Source organism: Thalassospira sp. ABD4_177 (assembly GCF_056160125.1).
Genome location: NZ_JBSWWO010000001.1, coordinates 788817 through 807078, shown reverse-complemented (window position 1 = coordinate 807078; position 18262 = coordinate 788817). Strand labels below are relative to the sequence as shown.

The following is an 18262-nucleotide window of genomic DNA, read 5'->3' as shown; positions in this document are numbered from 1 at the left end:
ATCATTTTGCCGTTCTTTTTGCTTGTTCTTTTGCCATGACCGTAGTGTCATTCACCAATCCCTGCATTTCATTGAGGTTCGTGTGAAACGCGTTGCCCGCCTGATCATCCTTCTTGCCATCCCCGCGATCGTTGCCTTTGGCCTGCATTGGCACAGCAACCCTGTTCATGCCGCAGACAATGCATCCGAGCTTTCTGATTCAGGCGGTCTGGTCGCCAAGGGGCGTGACGTGCATGTCATTGATGGCGACACCATCATGATCACCGAAAAGGTCGTTGATATTGCCGGGATGGATGCCCCGGAACTCGGTCAGCAGTGCCTGCATAACGGTAGTTTCTGGGATTGCGGCATGTCTTCGGCCATGCAATTGCGCAAATATTTCGCCATGGCCCCATTTGATGTCCATTGCTGGGCCGGCGATCAGGAACGCGCGGGCAAGGCGGATGATTTCCCGGTAATGGAATGCGGCATCGGCGAGCGCGATATAGCAGCCGCCATGATCAGCGACGGCGAGGCATTACCGGTTGCCGGCTATTCCCATCGGTATGATCGCCTGTCACGCGATGCAGATAATGCCGGCATCGGCATCCATGGCGGCGATATGATTGCCCCGGCTGACTGGCGCACTGGCAAACGTCTTGATGGCGAAACCGGACGCTGCCTGTTCACCGCCGATGGCAAGGGCAATTACCTCAGCACCCTTGATCCGCGCTTTGCAGCGCTCACAGCCGATGCTGACAGCGAAATTTGCAGCGACGAGGAAGCACGCATGAAGGGTTATTCATACGCGGCTCCGTGAGGCAACTCTCCGGCTATCTCCAATCTTCCCGCGCCTGATCGAGAAAATACCGAGGACCCAGAGTATCTCGATCATAAGCGTTATGACCGCCCAGCCGGTGATAAAGACCGTCACTCCACCCGTCAGCTCGGCCATTACATAATGGCCGTCGACCTTGCCGCCAACACGGTGCAAATAAACCCAGACAATCGGCATTGCCGAGACCGGAATAACCAAAGCAACACAGGCCGCAATATCGGCGTACCGCCATCTGCCTTGTCTTTTGTCTCGATGCTTATTCACATAAAGCCAGGCACCAGACAGCGACAGCCCCGCCAAGACAAGGCCAAAAATAAACCAGATGATCTTGCTACCAAGACCTGCGAACGACCCGAAATGTAAAATATCGGCCGTTTCCGACCACCGCCAATAGGCATTCAGGTCTTCGGCATGCTGGTTGAATGCCACCGCACCATTCATCGGGTTGATAAACAGTTTGTTCGCGCGATCACGGACCAGAAGATCGTCTGCTTGTCCGATAGCATAAAAGTACCCACCACGATCAGGCTGGATCGTTTTGATCTGCATATCAGGGCGTGCGGCCCGGGCAATCGCCAGCAGCTCACTAATGCCCATGGGTCCCTGCCCTGTCTTATCGGGGCGGGGTAACTGATCAACAGCTAGCGGGTAGGAATCTACAAGCGCAAACTTTTCATCGCCGAGTTTGTAACGCGCTTCTTCAAATAAATACCAGGCACCGGTGATCGCCATAATCACAACGAACCAAAGGCTCCATAGGCCGGCAAGTTTATGCAGGCTGCTCCACAGGCTGATATTCGTTTTGCCCACACGCAGCTGGAAGAACCGCCGCCACCAACGCTTATAGAAATAGAACGCCGACAGCATCGATAGAAACAGTGGAACGGCAAACAGACAAACGAGAAACTTGCCGACACCATAAAGCCCGAAAAAAGCTTCGTGGAACTCGCGAAAAAACCTTTGAACCGTGAAGATGGACTGGCGTCCAGTTATCTCAAATGTCACCGGATCCACGTAGACGTAGTACCGCGCACCACCAGATTCTTTGACGGTAAACCTTGCGACTGAAATCTGGTTTGCGGGGGCCTCTGCCAGTTCGATTTTGGTATCCTGATACGTGCTTCTCACGGCCGCAAAAGCAGCAGGAAAATCAAAACTGCCGTCATGGGCGCTGACACGGGCACCGGGCATCAAAAGCCAATCGATTTCCGATGACAAAGCGGCAAAGGCGCCGCTCCAGCAAATCGAAAACATCATCAGGCCCAGATAAACACCGATCCAACTGTGCCAGTCAAACCCGATCGGTTTGACTGGCACCTTTAGAATTTGCCGCATCAGAATTCGACTCTAACACTTCCGAATACGGTCCGCGGATTACCAACACTGATCCGATAGGTTCCGCCCGATGCAACATAGTAATCCTCGTCGGTGACGTTTTTCATCCCTAGGTCAAAACGCACCCGCGATTGATTTTTTATCGGCAGATAATACCAAACCCCAAGATCAAAAACGGTATAGTCATCCAGTTCAAAGCTATGGTCATTGTCGCCATAGCGATTTCCCACATGGGTCAGTCCACCGCCAAACCCAAGCCCCTTGTAGTCACTGGCGGCGTCCTGGAACTCATAGCTGGCCCACAGGCTTGCAGTCATCTCGGGCGTATTGGCCGGTCGATTACCATTATCATCGTTTGCACTGACAATTTCTGCATCAAGAAGGCCAATAGTCCCGCGCAGGTTAAGACCTTTGATTGGTGTCGCCGTAACAGAACTTTCGAAACCGCGCGAACGGACAACACCCGTCAGTTGCGGCGTACCATTCACTGTGTCCACGACGTTGTCCTGCTTAATATCAAACAGCGCACCGGTTAACAGTAATCGGTCATTCCATCCTGACCACTTAGCCCCAATTTCATATTGACGCCCTTCTTCAGGTGCAAAGACAGAGATGGTCCCTGCATTACCTGAATAAATGTTCTGTGACTGGAAAGTCTCCGCATATGAAGCATATAGAGACAGGGAATCAAGCGGTTTCCATAGAAGCCCTGCCGATTTCGTCAGTTTACCATCCCGTTTGGGATCTGCACCAGACAATGCCCCGTCAAGTTTGTTCTCCTGGCTCTTCTCGTTATCATAAATCTCGTAGCGTGCACCAAGTGTCAGCGCAACCTCATCCGTAAGGTGAAGATCACCTTGTACGTAGGGCCCATAAGAGATTTGCTCAACTTCGGTATATAGCTTGGAACGCAGATTTGAAGACGTATTGTCAACCAACGTAAAGGAAGACGGGTTCGAAATGGTGCCACCAACCTGATCCTGACCGGAAAAGTTGGTCCAGGTTTCGTACTGGTGGCGCAACTCGACCCCGGAGACCAGTTCCACAGGCCGCCAAAGGTCTGCCTCGCCGCGAAGCTGCATCCGCCCAAATGCCGTGCTGAGTTCACGGTCATCATTTCCCTGAACGCGACGTGTCAAAACACCCGTGCTCGACACATTGGTCACCTCGTTTCTAAGCTCGTCTACTTGTTCATAGGCATAGAACAGCTTGCTTTCGAGATACCACGCATCATCAAAGACCGGGACAGAGTTATCAAGTTCCCAGATGTGTGTGGTCACATCACGGTTGTTCAGGTTCGCCTGATCAAATCGCGTGTCAAGCGACACATCGGCAATTTCGCGACTGCTGCCACTTCCGGGAACCGTCACCACACCACGGTCAACCGGTCGTTCGTCATGGGTGTATTCATAACTGAAATCAACCAATGAACCGCTATCGGACATCCACGATACAGCACTGTTCAAGAACTGCCGCTCAATACTCGCATCACGGAAATTTTCACTATCCTCAGCGGAGGCCGTAATCCGGTAGGCAAACGCATCATTTTGTCCAATCGGACCGGTCACATCGGCCAGCACCTGTTTCTGACCATGCTCGTTAAAGTTCGTAACCGCATGTGCCCGCTGATCGTATTCCGGCTTTTTGGTAATGACGTTGACAAGTCCGCCTGGGGTCATCTGACCAATTTCGGCCACTGGACCCTTAACGATCTGAACGTTTTCCACGGTGGACGGGTTCATACGACCGTTAGTTTTAAGCCGTACTCCGTTGCGATAAATATCGTCACGGCGTCGAAAACCACGAATAAGAAAGTCTTCTCGGCTCCCGCCATAGCCATCCATATTCACCACGTTTGGCGACAAACGATACACTTCGTCAAGCTCTTGCGCATGTTGATCAAGCAGCAATTGCTCGGGGATGACTTCTACGGTACGCGGGATGTCTGTCACATCCTTGGGGATCATGGTGCCGGTTTCTGCGTAACGACTGTCGTATCGCGATTGCCGCGTACCAATGATCTCGACCGTGTCGAGTGTTACCTCACCCATATCACCACTGGCCGAGTTCCGGCGCAACGTAATCGAGTTTTCTGATGTGTAGCTGAAATCGACATTGCTGCCGCTCAGCAACGCCTCAAGCGCCTCATCTGCGGAATATTCACCAGCCAATGCAGGCGCATCATGCCCGTAGATCGATTGTTCGGTATAAAGAATCTGTATCCCGGTAACGTCGGAAAATGCCGTCAAAGCCTGTGGCAATGGCTGTGCTGAAATATCGAATTGGAACAGTATCGGGCTTTGTGCCTGTTGGCTGACATCTTGCGCGAAAGCACCTTGTGCAAGCCCGTTTTGAAAGGCCAGCAACGATACCCCGATCATCAGTTGCCGCCCGAATTTCATGTTTTTTATGCTGACCACGTCAGTCCCCCAAGTCTTCAAATACACACATGCGAATAGGTCGCATTTTCGTCATGCATATAAAGACGCAAGAGATCGACAAGTCCCCTAGCGGATGGGAAACATTTTTTTCAATCGCGAAAACAATCCGACTGGAGAGGCGGGAACGATTTGGAAATTAAATTAGCAATATCATGTAGTTACTAATTTTCACGACCCGGACAGGCAATGTCCCTTCAATCGCATCAATCACCTGATCGATATCGTCTGTCCGGAAGACACCACTGACAGACATGTCTCTCAGCTCAGGATTCACAGCCATAATGTGTCCCTCGTGATAGGCATTGAGGACGTCGATCACATCTGACAACGGGGTCTGATAGAAAACCATCTTGCCTTTTCGCCATGCGGCGGTTGCCAGACGATCAAAATGCGTACGTTGTCCGATACCATGGGATGAGAGCGTCATGGCTTCACCTGCAATCAACGTCACATGCTTCTTGTCATTGATGCCGACCTCATCTGCCTCAGTAGCAGACCAGTCCACAGCGACCTTGCCTTCTTCGAGACTGACCGTCACCTGATCATTGTGTGATGAAATGTTGAATGCAGTGCCCAGTGCTGTCACATCACCAAATTGCGTACGGACGACAAACGGGCGCTGTGTGTCATGGGCAACTTCGAACCACGCTTCACCAGAAAGCAGATCCACCCCGCGTGTATCTGGTTCAAAATCAACCGACACGGCGCTTTCTGCGTTCAACTTGATGACACTGCCATCCGGAAGTGATTTGGTAACAACCGAATGCTGCGCGTGAATGAAGTTGTCATCAAACATCCCCTTCACGGTTGGATAGGTTTCCGTTCCAAACCCGACAAAAAGCACCAAACAAGCCGCCATTGCCGCCACCATGACGGGGCGTATATATCCGCGCCGCTTTTGAGAATATTGGTTCTTGGCTCTCTTGTGATCATCGCTTGATTGCGCCTGCTGTGCTTGTTGCTTAACCGGATCAGCCAGTTTGCCCCAAAGCAGTTCGACCTCGGCAAAGGCCCGCACGTTCTCAGGGGATTGCGCCTGCCAAAGTTCAAACTGCGCAAGCAAGTCATTCCGCTGATCACAATCAGCGTTTTCCTTGGCTTCGCGCAACCGGGTGTGCCAAATCACCGCCTCGTCGAACAGTTCCTCAGATACCGGTTCAGACGACATGTTCTGGCGATCTGTCATTCAATCGCCTCCAGAACATCAGAAGACCGGAACCGCACCACACGGGGGTATAACGGGTCAGACACGCGCCCGTTGAAACCTGACAAACTGACTGGTCTCGAAAATCGAAAATACACTGTTAGTTACCCGAGTGTGCTTTGTGAAGACTGCGACGACATTCCAACATCGCCCTGCGAATATGGTTTTCAACCGTCTTCACAGATACATCAAGTTTTTCAGAAATCTCGCGCATTGAAAGTTCTTCTCCGCGATACATCAAAAAAACCTGACGACATTTTGTCGGAAGGGTCTCAACCGTTTGCGAAATGATGCGCAGTTCCTGATGGGCGGCTGCAACGTCTTCTTGCGAGGGAGCTTGATCAATTTCAATACGTCCCGGCCCATCGTCCTTATGAGATGACCACGCAGAATGAGTGAACAACTGCCCCATTGGCTCCGGGCTTATCGAGTTTCGCCGATAATGATCCGCTAAAAGGTTGCGTGCAATTCGAAACACATAAGCGCGCGGGTTTTCGGGAATAAGCACAGGCGCGCTTTTGGCTCGGACCCAAGTCTCTTGCACAATTTCTTCGGCCACGGTTTCGGAGCCGCACCGTTTACCAATGAACTTTAGCAAGTCGTCATAATATTTCTCAACGACCGCTTCCAAGCTTGCTGAAGCCTGCCCGGCTGATTCTGACACGATGATCCCCCGTTTGAAGCTGCCGGTGGAAGTTTCGTATGCCCAACAGCTTCAATCGCTCTCATACACGATTTTAATAATCATTCGCAAATATTTTATAAGTACATGCACAACCGACAATTATATCGGTCATCGTCTATCGTGATTTTTGGGAAAGGCTTGGAGCGGGTGAAGGGAATCGAACCCTCGTATGCAGCTTGGGAAGCTGCCGTTCTACCATTGAACTACACCCGCGAAGCGCGCGTTTTATAGCCCGCTTTTCCAATCAGCGCAAGCGGATCACATATTGATCCACCCCCAATTAATCACCCGATCAAATCCCCGGATAAATCAGCCTTCCGGCACCAAGCGCCAGATCGCACTGGCATAATCATCCGAAATCAGGATCGACCCGTCGATATAGTGTTTCACATCCACGGGTCGGCCGATCACTTCGCCGTTGCTGCGCAAAAATCCGTCAAGGAACGGGTTTTCTGTGACTGGCGTGCCATTGATAAATTCGACCCGCACCACCTTGTAGCCATCCGGGATCGTCCGGTTCCAGGAACCATGCAAAGCCACCAGCGCATCATCGCCATCAAAGGTAAAACCAAGCGGCGCATTGTGGGCGTTAAAGGTAAGTTCCGGGAAAGTAACCGTTTCCGGGACGGTTTCATCGGAGAATTGCGGGCTTCTGGTGTCGTTGCCCGCATACCACGGATAGCCAAAGAACTGGCCGGACTGGCTGGCGCGATTAAGTTCCTCACGCGGGATATTATCGCCAAGCATATCGCCACCATTATCGGTAAACCACAGCTCTTCGGTTTCCGGGTGGAATGTCAGCCCCACCGAATTGCGGATACCGCTGGCATAGATCTCTAGCGCACCACCATTGGTGGGAATAGAGATAATTGTGCCTTCAAGGCCGCTGACCTTGCAGATATTGCATGGCGCCCCGACGGCAACGAACAGCCGATTGCCATCCGGTGACAAAGCTGCGTAACGCCAACCATGATGGCTTTCATCCGGCAGATTGGTAAACAGGATGCGCGGGCGGCCAAGGGTTTCGCCATCAAAATCGGCAAGATCATATGCGACAATACGTTGCTGATCGGCGACAAACAGCGTTCCGGGCTTATAGGCAATCCCGTTGGCCAGCTTGAAGTCATCCGCGATCCGATTGACGTCCTCGGCGACGCCATCGCCGTCTGCGTCACGCACGAAATAAAGATTGGGCCCGCGCGTACCGACAAAAACACCGCCGAGTTCGGGCGCCACCGCGATGGTCCGCGCATTGCGGACCTCGGCAAAGACCGACAGGTGATAGCCGCTTTCAGTACTCAATAACGACTGTGCCCGCATAATGCGCTCGGACACCTGCTGGGCGTGGGAAGGCGGGCTGACCGCGCTTAAACCAACAGTGGCAACCGTGCCAAAACACAAACGCCCGGCCCATCGGCGCGCTTGCTGCAACATACGATGGAAGTCCGGGCGTGAAGGTCGGGGCATCCTGAAATCTCCTTGTCTGGCAATCGGCCTTACAAGGGATACGGAAAATTTCCCAAAGCCGATTATCGAACGCGCTCAGAGATCGGGGCGTTAACCGACAGTTCCATATCCCACGGGAAGTAAATCCACGTATCCTGGGACACTTCGGTCACAAAGCTGTCAACGATTTCGCGACCAAGCGGCTTGGCATAAACCGTTGCGAAATGTGCCTTTGGCAGTTTTTCACGCACAGCCTTGGCGGTTTTGCCGGTATCGACCAGATCATCAATGATCAGCATGTCGGTGCCGTCACCTTCGATGTCTTTAAGCCATTCCAGATCGCCACGCGTCTTGTCAGAGTAGCTGCGAACACAGACCGTATCAATCAGGCGAATATCAAGTTCGCGGGCAATGATGGCGGCGGGCACAAGACCACCACGGGTAATTGCCACAATTCCCTTATATGGGCCTTTTTCCAACAGTCGCCATGCCAGTGCACGGGCGTCGCGATGCATCTGTTCCCAGGAAACCGGGAAACCTTTGTTATAAGCAGCTTCGCTCACAAGAATTCTCCTGCGCCAGATCGGTTCGCCAAATGAATGTGCCCCGGATATTACCCAAAGGCATCACCCCAAGGCGCCATCATCCAGACCCGCATTCAACAAAATCAAGCCGCTTAACTACGCCTTGTTCGTCGAGAAGGCAAGAGCAGCCGTTAAGTGATGCTATCCCTGTCGGATTTCCCAACATTCACAAATCAGGCAGATGCCGGTTTCTCAGCATCCTCACGCTTGTTATCTTGATCTTGGGAATGAATATCCTGCACCTCATCTTCTTCAAAGGCAAACAGCGACCGCACAAACGGTATGTAACTAAGCATCCCCAACCCAATCACTGCCAACCAGTTGACCGGCGCAATCGAAAGAACCGACAATTCGAGAATGATGGCGCCGAATGTAACGACAGCAACGCTCAGAACCAGATCAAATAGACAAATCAGACACATGAACCAGTTTCGTGCCAGTTCTCTTATTTCCAAATCAAGACTCTCGCACCAGCGAGATCCCGATGCCCGATTCCGAAGCCAGATACCAATAACATCGGGCATCTGCGGAATGATCTTGATCATCGACAAGAACACCAAGAACTTGTTCCAGACCGCCACCACCAAATATACAGCAGGATTATATTCCTTGTAACTTACATGGCTGGACTGAGGCAGCGGCGGGAACATGTAGCGCGCCATAGAAGCCAACCCGAAACGCAAGAAGACAATAATGAACAGGGTCGCAATTTCGATCAGGTCCACTGCAAGCCAAGAGCTGTATGGAGACTTGTCAGACAGATATGCAGAACCGCTGCTTAGAAGGTTTTCCAAGGCCATCGCATGAATGAACACACCGGGAATATCCGTGTCCAATGTTGGAGGACGAATAACGTCCTGGAAACCCTGAAGATTTTGACCGTACATCACGATACTATCTTTGAAGTTACCAACCCAACGACCAGAGGAAGGCGTGTTGTTAATCACCTGGGCTGCGGATATGAAATGAAAAGGCGGACATACTAAACGGGTCCGTTCACCAATACCGAACAGCGACGTCAAATTTGTCCACACGCGTGTAAACACATCTGCATCTACATCGGCAACACCACAACCATAAGGCTTGAAGGCTTCCCCGTTTGCGTCATAGGCATCGGGCCACGTTGAATAATCAACTTGCCTGTCTGGCCAGGACAACCACATTGGGCGATCCTGCAATCGATCACGCCATGCCAACCATTCAGACTTATCGTCCTGGGGCGGCATAATCAGTGGCGCATCACATTTCCAGCCAAGCTTGACTGATTCACTACGTCTCTCACCGCTGCAGAAATCCTGATAGATTGTTATTGCAGCTGCCGTAATACCGGAAATATCACATCCGCGCGCATCCCCGGTACCAGATCGGATAACAGCGTCACTGCAAAGAGGTAAATCCGCAGCATTCTGTCCTTCGTGTAGGTATCCCGGGCCACGCATTTCCGGGGCAAGATCATAGGTCAAAGCCCTGACATCTGCCTGTCGACGCGCATCTCCCCAACCTGCGACCAGCGTCACATAAGGGGCAAGTTCCGACAAAACGGTATGATACTGGAAGATGTTCACAGCCCCGGCTTGTAGATATACTGGTATGTTTGCGGCCTGGTACACTTTAAGTATGTTCGTCAGTCTCTGTAGACTATCGTCACGGACATAAAGTTCGGGCACCCATTCATCCGACGCCGCGGTTTCTGACAGCGGGCCACGCCGATCACGAAATGTAAAATCAATAAATACAGCCTTTGGCTGAGCTGTTAGCAAATTAAGCAAAACTTCGGCATGGAAACCATAAACGGCTGGCCAGCTTGATTTCAAACCCGCCAGAGATTCGTCATCAAGTACAATGACTCCGATATCATCGACATGTTCACCTGGATATAAAGCCCCGCCTACCGTTCGGTTAAAAACGGCGTAGCTGTATTCATCAACAGCATCCGCGATGGAATCAGGCTCAACCCACAAAACCAATGCAGCGAAAACAACGTTTATAATGACCCACCAGAATGGTTTAATTCGCCCGACTTTAAAGTTTTTTCCCAATCGCTCAGCCCGGTTAACATTTTCAACCATTACATTCCGACCATTTGCCCTGCCGACGACTGGCCTGCACACAACGCACGTTGCTGCGGATATCGCGTAACGCAACCGATCAGAAGTTCGTTCTCCCGCGCTTTGTTCCCGCTTGCTTTCACAATTGGATACATGAACCGATAGGCTTCAAGCGGCCAATCATAATAGGTGGCAACGTCTTCAACGCGCTCGAAAGCCGGTTGAACTTTGCCAAGCGCCTTCAATATCTCGGCACGCTTGATTTCAACAGGCAGCGCCAGAACTTCACCATTTCCGATCAGATCAATATTCTGCGCAGCCTTGCTAAGGTTCCCTTGACGCTCTCGAACTTTGGCAAACGCCCAACGTGGATAGGGATGGTTTGCCGTTGAGCCGCTCACGACCTTACGCGCATCATTCTCAAGATCCCTGAAGTCTATTTCACTGTCATCGCTCTGTAGAGATTGCAAAATTTCACTTGCAATCCGGTAGTTCTCCAACGTCGCTTTGTTACGCTTAATAACAGAATCAAATGCATCTTTGTGCATCATCCGGCTTGAACGTTCCGGCATATATTCACGCAACCCATAGGCAAAAATTTCTTCTGCCCGCTCGGCTGCATCATCATGTTTGGCGGCCAGTTTTTGCTGGATTGTATCGACAGCATTCCCAAGCTCTGAAAGGAACTGGTTTAACAGGGCATTATCCTGCCCCTGCGGCTGAAATTGCGCCTGAAGGAAAAGTTCAAGGTTATTTCGGGTAATCTCGTAATTTGTCCCAAATCTCTCTTCGGCTTCTTTCGCGACCTCAAAGTATCCCGATGCACCTTTTGGTTGGTATCCGGCCTTGACCATCAAGTCCAACCCAAGATGATCAGCAACCCGTTCCTGACTGCGATCCCAGTTAGGCAAAATCAGATCACGCAATATCAGGTCACTACCATACATCTGTCCCATTTTTCGAAACAGATCAGTCTGATTGGTCTGGGTCCCGACCGCAAAATCAGCCGCCGTCAACAGATAGGGACGCAGCATTGAAAACAAATTGTCCGGTGTATGCTGCATCAAGACATGACTGTATTCATGTGCGATCAGGAAAGCCAACTCGTCTTCGCTACGTAGATAGTCAAATGCCGAATGGTAAAGGAATACGACCCCTTCGCGTGCGGCACGGGCACCCGGCCCGGAATTAGCAATCAGCACGATCTCCGCTGTCGGAGCACCAGGAGGGGCAACGGCAATGATTTTGTCTAGAATCCCTTGGGCATATTGCCGAAGATCGTCAATCGGAGCTTCCCCGACCGACCTTGCCATAACCGAAACTTTTGCAGCGTGAACGTCATCTGGCGTATACATCTTTGGAGCTGGGATCGAGATTGTGTCGATCAACCTTCCTTCTGCCGGAACGGAATCCGATATTTCCGATAGCAACGGCATATCTTTGACACAGCCGCTCAGTACCAAAGTACCAAGCAGAATGACCAAACCCAGTTTCTTCATTTTACTTCCCCTTCGGCGAAACGCAGTCCGCACCAGCTCCACGAGTACCCTTACCGCCAACAGTACCGATAGTCCCCCCGCAAACAATCGGGTTTCGAGTGATTTCTTGTCCCTCGATCACAATCATGTCATCCGGAATCCAGAGGATCTCCTCTGCGTCCAGAAAGCGGATTTGGTACGCTCCAAAATTCTTACTATCGTGAAAATAAAAAACGATCTGCTCGGGGAACTTGTCCCCTTCCATCATCTCACAATTGCGAGACGGCTCGTTTGAATTGCAAACCAAGATTGGGGCCGAGGGATACGCAAGCCGCACGCTGCGGATATCCTCAGATTGCGCAAATGAGTTGCCTGCCCCGAGCATCGCAACAAACGCTGCCGCAAGGCCAAACTGATATTGCTTTACCATCCCAAAATCTCCCTCATGCGCCCCACATGCAATTTCTATAAAAGGAATATAAAGCAGCTTTGGCGAAGAAGATAACTGTCTGAAAGGTAGCCTTTCCTACTCATAGGAGTAGATGCAAGAGACGAACATCTAGGGTTTGATAAGGCAGGATCTTTTGCTTTTTGCTGGCTTAGACCTCCCTAAACCGCAAAATCATTACGTTCCCGCGCCTGCAACAATGTCGAAAAGTCCCGCCCCAGTTTTTCAACCGGGGCCGACCAATCCGCAGGTTTTTCCTGTCGATAGATGCGCATGCCGGGATACCAGGGGCTATCAGATCGATCGACCATCCACCGCCAATCGGTAGTGTAAAGCTGCAGCATCCAGACGGGGACGCCAAGGGCACCGGCAAGGTGGGCGGGGGAGCTGTCGATGGTAATCACCAGATCCATCTCGCGCATCAGCGCGGCACTGTCGCCAAAATCATGAATGTGATCGCCAAGATCGGTGACAAAGGCATGCAGGCCAAGCTTGTCGATATCAGCCCGGCGCTCGTCAATCTGGAAACTGTAAAACGCGGCCCCCTTGGCCGACAAAATCGGCAGAAGGGTTTCAAGCGGACAGGAACGATCACGCGGGTTGAGCTTGCCCGCCCAGATCAGTCCGACCTTAAGGGCCGTGCCTGGTGGCGGTGCCAGGCGTGCGCGTTTACCCTGCGGCGGCGTAAGGTAACTATCGGTCGAAAGCTTCTGAAGCTCCTTGGCGCCAATGCCCAACACATGCGGCAGGCTCAAAAGCGGCACATGCACATCGAATTCCGGAAGTGCGCGGCCCTTCTCGACCACCGTGCCGACACCCGAGACCGTTTTCATGATCGGGATCAGTTCCTTGCGGCATTCAAGGACGACATGCCCGGCTTTTTTGGCCACCAGCGGCACAAACCGGGCAAATTGGATCATGTCGCCAAACCCCTGCTCGGCGCGCAGCAAAACCCGTTTGCCGCGCAGATCCATCTTGCCATCCCATTCGTGTGCTGTTTCAAGCGGACGGATCGGATTATCGGCAAGCTTGCGACGCGCTTCATAGCCCGCCCAGCCTTCGGCATAGTTGCCAAGGGCGAGATGCGCCAATGACTTGTCCCAGTTGGCATCGACATAATCCGGATCAATCGCAAGCGCGCGTTCGAAATAGTCAAGGGCCTCGTCAAAACGGTTCATATCGCGATAGACAAGCCCCGCATTAAACGTGTGCGACTTGATCGTGTCATCAAGCTCAAGGGCCTTTTTGTGCGCAACAAGCGCCTCGTCAAAGCGCATCATTTCGCGCAGGCAGTTCCCCATATTCGACCACATTCCGGCATTTTCCGGCCGAAGGTCCGCCGCCCGGCGATAGGCAATCAGCGCCGCATCGAACTTTTTGCTGCGACGAAGCGCAACGCCAAGATTGTTCCAGACATCAGGTTGATTGGGGTTTTGGCGGAGTGCAGTGCTGTAAAGACGCACAGCGTCGTCAATCTGGCCCGCCTGATGGGCGGCAAGACCGCGCTGAAACAGATCACTGATCACCTGGCGGCGCTGCACGGCGACATCGGCACTTTGCTGCGCTGCTGCACTGGTGGTTGACGCTGCAACATCATCTGGTTTCGGGGCGGCTTCACTGGCTGTACTCGCCGTATCATGCTGATCGATCAGTTTGGTTTTTACCGAAGATTTCGAGGTCTTCTTTGCCGATCGTTTCTTGCGTGTTGTTGCCGCTTTCGCCATGCGCGTTCCCCTGTGCTTCTGCCCGCATCAGACAAAAGCCATCGCCCCCTAAAGGCATTTCAAAAGACGGTCCATCCCCTTGCCGCACGTTTCGGCAAGACGCAGCCCTATTAGCAAAGATCCTAATTTAGCAAAAAACCCTTACCAATAAGTGGATTTCTTCATGTGGTTTACGGGGATGGAATATTCACTATATCAAGCAGACTATTCTTGTTGGTTTTCGCGCATTCAGTGCCACTACGCTCAGGACCTTGTCTTGCTTATCGTTTCTTGTCTTTCGTGAAAGGCTCACGTAGCCTGTAATCAGGCATTGCGGTATGCCTCCCGTCCACGGAAAGGCTCGACCAACCGATACATGAAAGTGATCAACGTCTGATCCCGCCCAACTGGTGGACTTATGGGTGTTACGGGAGAATGACGATATGGCACAGTCTACCCAGCCAGCGAATACAAACCATCCGATGCGCCCCCGCACCGATATCGAACATGCCAAACGCGATGCCAAACAGCTAAAGCGTGCCTTGGCAGATGCTGATATCACGGCCCTGGAGCGCTATACTTCAATTTTTGGCGAACGCAAATCACCACATCAAGCAAATCACGCGGACTGCCTGCACGTCATCGCGATCGAGTCTGGTGCACCGAGCTGGCCACGCCTGAAAATGGCAATCGAAACCGCAGCAATGAATCATCAAAAGCGCGTATCATCCCTCGTCCGTGCGGTGATCAACGGCAATTTCCTGATGATTCAGCGGCAATTGGAACTCGATCATGACTTGATGGACACGCATCCCGGTCTGATGGCGGCATTTGGCCGTGAAGAACACCTTCACGCCTATCTAAGACAGCAGCCCGAGGCGGCCCAGGCGACGATTGAAAATTATCCCGTCATCTCGCTTTTGTGTTTCTCAAAGTGGCATCTGAGTGACACCGCCCCTCACAATATTTCAGATACCCAGATCAGAATACTTGATCTGCTTGTTGATCACGGCGCCTCACTTGAAACAATGGTGCCTGCAGAACCTGAATCAGATCACGGATTGTCTTTGCTGTATGGTGCAATTGGTCATGCTGGAAACTTGAAATTGGCTGCAGCATTGCTGGATCGCGGCGTATCCCCCAATGACAATGAAAGCCTGTATCACGCAACGGAATTGCCCGACCTCGACGGGGTTCGGTTATTGTTCCGTTATGGCGCAAAAGTCGGGCATACCAATGCGTTTTATCGCCTGCTTGATCGCGAAACCATCGATGGTGTGAAGCTTTTTCTCGATCACGGCGCAGATCCCAATGCACCGTTATACCAGCATCCAACGACTGAACCGATGGATGTACGCAATGCCCTGCATCACGCAATCATCCGCGGCCGATCCGCCAAGGTTTGCGAATTACTGATCACCGCCGGGGCTGATGCAACCCAGCCCTTCAACGGGCGCAGCCCCTATGCACTGGCCAAAAGTTGCGGCAATCAGGATGCCGCCAGGCTTCTTGAACGTCTTGGGCTTATCACCGCGCTTGACCCGGCAGCAGAACTAATGGCTGCTATCTGTGCCAACGACAGGGCTGGCGCATATACGTTGCTGGAAGATCAGCCAAATCTTGTAACGTCCCTGTCGCAAGATGACCTGTCACGGCAAACCGAACTTGCCATGCGCGCCGAATCCCTGCCGATTTTGGCCCTGATGGTCGAGCTTGGCTTTGATATCAATTTCAAGGGCGAAAGTGACAGCCCGCCAATCCATTCAGGCGCATGGTGGGGACATCCCGAAATTGTCGATCTGTATATCCGTGCGGGTGCGAAGCTTGATCTAATCAATATGTTTGGCGGTGATACGCTGGGCACCGCGATTCACGGGTCATCACATTGCCCGGCTCGGGAAAACGGCGATTATATCGCGGTTGTGACCGCATTGCTTGATGCCGGGGCCACCATCAAACCCGATCACGGACATTTGGAAATGGGCAGTGACGCGGTCACACTGTTGCTTGAAAGCAGGCTGGAAATGGCGAAATCTTAGCGTAACGGATCGCGTTTTTGCGCGTATTCATCGAGGCGCATCATGATCTTGTCATCCAGGTCTTGATACCCGTGCTGGCGATACAGTGGCTGCATGTCGCGTGTTGCCAGCATCCATCGCTTTACCCGGGCCAGATCAGGATGGGCATGCAAGGCATCCAGCATCTTTGCTGCAATCCCCATGCGTCGATACTCGCGATCCACAAAGACATCGGCAACATAGGCAATGGCGATCTGATCACTGATCACGCGCGCAAAACCGACCTGACGCCCCTCGCAATAGGCCCCAACCGGAAATGACATTTCCACAGACCGGTCAAATTCACCGCGTGTACGCCCACCCGACCAATAGGAATTGGCGATGAAGTCATAACAATATTCAAGATCAAGTCGCGACCGATCCAGGCTGATTTCAATGGTTTTATCGACAGCCGCCATCATGACCTTCCCGGTAAGGTGATTGGGTTATTTCAGGTACACCGCAACGGCCAGTGCCGCGATCGCCACCCACAGAACCAGTGTCTGGCGTGACACGCCACCTGATTTTCCTTGCCCGCTGCTCGCCTTACCACGCATCGCGGCAACCGTTTCAGGATGCAGGCGCAAGCCCTGCTCGGTCAGGACCGATGATGCCTGCTCGGCGGCTTCAAGCACACGGGGCAGACGGCGCAACATGGTTCCGGCCTGAAGGGCTGCTTCCTTGACCTTGGCTTCCGGGCCGAGGTTTTCACGCATCCAGTCTTCGATCAACGGACGCGACAGCTCCCACATATTCTCGTTCGGGCTGAGGATGCGTGAAAGCCCCTCGGCAACGATCATGGTTTTCTGCAGCATCAGAAGCTGTGGCTGGGTTTCCATGCCGAACTGTTCGGTGATCTGGAAAAGCTGCCCCAACAACCGCCCGACGGAAATGTCGGCCAGTTCCTTGCCCAGGATCGGCTCGCCAATCGAACGACAGGCCTGCTGGAAGTTTTCAAGCGACTGATTGCGTGGCACGTAGCCCGCTTCAAAATGAACCTCGGCCACGCGGTGATAATCACGCGTCAAAAAGCCCAGAAGCATCTCGGCCAAGTAAAGCCGCGTTTGCTTGTCCACCCGGCCCATAATGCCGAAATCAACCAGACTGACCCGGCCATTTTCATCGACAAACAGGTTACCCGGATGCATGTCGGCATGGAAAAACCCGTCGCGGAAGACTTGCTGGAAAAACGCGCCGGCCGCCTTGACAAGCAGGTCAGACCGGTCAATGCCCATGCGATCAAGCGCCTCGACATTATCAATCCGCACACCTTTGACCCGTTCCATGGTCATCACATGTTCGGCGGTGCGTTCCCAATCAATCTGCGGGATGTAATAGGTCGGATCATCTTCGAAATTGTCGCGGAATTCCGACGCGGCGGCGGCTTCGAACCGCAAATCCATTTCAAGATGAACACTGTCTTCAAGCGCCTTGACCGTTTCAATCGGTTTCAGCCGGCGCAAACGCGGTTGCGTCAGTTCGACAATTTCCGCAATCCAGTAAAACAGGTCCATGTCGCGCGCAAAGCGATACCGAATATCGGGGCGCAGCACCTTGACCGCGACTTCACGTCCATCGGTCGTGGTCGCGAAATGCACCTGCGCAATTGATGCCGCGGCCACCGGTTTTTCGTCAAACTCGGCAAACAGCACATCAAACGGCTCTGCCAACTGTTCGGTGATGATGCGTTTGGCGACCTTGGCCGAAAAGGGCGGCAGGCGATCCTGAAGCGATGAAAGGTCGGCTGCGACATCATCGCCGATCAGATCGGACCGGGTGGCAAGCGTCTGCCCCAATTTGATGAAGGCCGGACCAAGTTCCTCAAGCGCGCGGGCAAGGCGTTTTCCCGGCGGCTGATCGGACCTGCGTGAAAAGGGTGCCGTCAGGCGGGCCAAAAACGCGACAAGTTTCCCGCCCGGCACAAGGGCGAGCGGAAACAGCGCATCGTAGCGCGCCAAGGTGCGCGCCATGGCAAGCAGGCGGAAACTGTTACGAACAAAACGGATCATGCGTCAA

The 18262-nt window shown here is 52.6% G+C and carries 14 protein-coding genes and 1 tRNA gene; 2 read left to right on the top strand and 13 right to left on the bottom strand.

The genetic code is table 11. From position 1 onward, the window contains the following. Window positions 1-82: 82 nt before the first annotated feature. On the top strand, window positions 83-799 hold the full coding sequence (locus ACXAF0_RS03730; RefSeq protein WP_475343875.1) for a thermonuclease family protein: 717 nt from the start codon (window positions 83-85) through the stop codon (window positions 797-799). Here ACXAF0_RS03730 and ACXAF0_RS03725 read toward each other — a convergent pair. The 11 genes from ACXAF0_RS03725 to ACXAF0_RS03675 form a co-directional block, all read right to left on the bottom strand. Further along, window positions 782-2152, bottom strand: a complete 1371-nt coding sequence (locus ACXAF0_RS03725; protein WP_475343873.1) for a PepSY-associated TM helix domain-containing protein — start codon at window positions 2150-2152, stop codon at window positions 782-784. The genes ACXAF0_RS03730 and ACXAF0_RS03725 overlap by 18 nt on opposite strands. Next, window positions 2152-4554, bottom strand: a complete 2403-nt coding sequence (locus tag ACXAF0_RS03720; protein WP_475343871.1) for a TonB-dependent siderophore receptor — start codon at window positions 4552-4554, stop codon at window positions 2152-2154. The genes ACXAF0_RS03725 and ACXAF0_RS03720 overlap by 1 nt, the downstream gene beginning before the upstream one ends. A 175-nt stretch (window positions 4555-4729) precedes the next feature. After that, the gene (locus tag ACXAF0_RS03715; RefSeq protein WP_475343868.1) at window positions 4730-5779 is read right to left on the bottom strand and encodes a FecR family protein; all 1050 of its coding nucleotides are present in this window, start codon (window positions 5777-5779) and stop codon (window positions 4730-4732) included. Window positions 5780-5897: 118 nt separating this feature from the next. After that, on the bottom strand, window positions 5898-6461 hold the full coding sequence (locus ACXAF0_RS03710; RefSeq protein ID WP_475343866.1) for an RNA polymerase sigma factor: 564 nt from the start codon (window positions 6459-6461) through the stop codon (window positions 5898-5900). Between the two features lie 160 nt (window positions 6462-6621). After that, window positions 6622-6695: transfer RNA gene (locus ACXAF0_RS03705), tRNA-Gly, on the bottom strand. Window positions 6696-6791: 96 nt separating this feature from the next. Beyond that, complete coding sequence (locus tag ACXAF0_RS03700) at window positions 6792-7949, bottom strand: PQQ-dependent sugar dehydrogenase (protein WP_475343864.1); 1158 nt, start codon at window positions 7947-7949, stop codon at window positions 6792-6794. A gap of 62 nt (window positions 7950-8011) precedes the next feature. Further along, window positions 8012-8491, bottom strand: a complete 480-nt coding sequence (gene gpt, locus ACXAF0_RS03695; protein WP_475343862.1) for a xanthine phosphoribosyltransferase — start codon at window positions 8489-8491, stop codon at window positions 8012-8014. Window positions 8492-8685: 194 nt separating this feature from the next. Next, window positions 8686-10581 (bottom strand): CHASE2 domain-containing protein, encoded by a 1896-nt coding sequence (locus tag ACXAF0_RS03690; protein ID WP_475343859.1) that lies wholly within the window; start codon window positions 10579-10581, stop codon window positions 8686-8688. Then, window positions 10581-12059: a M48 family metalloprotease gene (locus ACXAF0_RS03685; RefSeq protein WP_475343856.1), complete on the bottom strand. Its 1479-nt coding sequence runs from the start codon at window positions 12057-12059 to the stop codon at window positions 10581-10583. The genes ACXAF0_RS03690 and ACXAF0_RS03685 overlap by 1 nt, the downstream gene beginning before the upstream one ends. A gap of 1 nt (window position 12060) precedes the next feature. Next, window positions 12061-12468: a hypothetical protein gene (locus ACXAF0_RS03680; RefSeq protein ID WP_475343855.1), complete on the bottom strand. Its 408-nt coding sequence runs from the start codon at window positions 12466-12468 to the stop codon at window positions 12061-12063. Window positions 12469-12647: 179 nt separating this feature from the next. Continuing rightward, window positions 12648-14210, bottom strand: coding sequence for a tetratricopeptide repeat protein (locus ACXAF0_RS03675; protein ID WP_475343853.1), 1563 nt, complete (start codon window positions 14208-14210; stop codon window positions 12648-12650). Window positions 14211-14632: 422 nt separating this feature from the next. Here ACXAF0_RS03675 and ACXAF0_RS03670 point away from each other — a divergent pair, with 422 nt between their 5' ends. Next, a complete protein-coding gene (locus tag ACXAF0_RS03670; RefSeq protein WP_475343851.1) occupies window positions 14633-16228 on the top strand; it encodes an ankyrin repeat domain-containing protein in 1596 nt (531 codons plus the stop codon). Here ACXAF0_RS03670 and ACXAF0_RS03665 read toward each other — a convergent pair. Both ACXAF0_RS03665 and ubiB read right to left on the bottom strand, forming a co-directional pair. After that, window positions 16225-16668 carry a GNAT family N-acetyltransferase gene (locus ACXAF0_RS03665; protein WP_475343849.1) on the bottom strand — a complete coding sequence of 148 codons (444 nt, stop codon included), beginning with the start codon at window positions 16666-16668 and terminating at the stop codon, window positions 16225-16227. The genes ACXAF0_RS03670 and ACXAF0_RS03665 overlap by 4 nt on opposite strands. Window positions 16669-16692: 24 nt before the next feature. Next, complete coding sequence (ubiB, locus tag ACXAF0_RS03660) at window positions 16693-18255, bottom strand: 2-polyprenylphenol 6-hydroxylase (protein ID WP_475343848.1); 1563 nt, start codon at window positions 18253-18255, stop codon at window positions 16693-16695. Window positions 18256-18262: the final 7 nt, after the last annotated feature.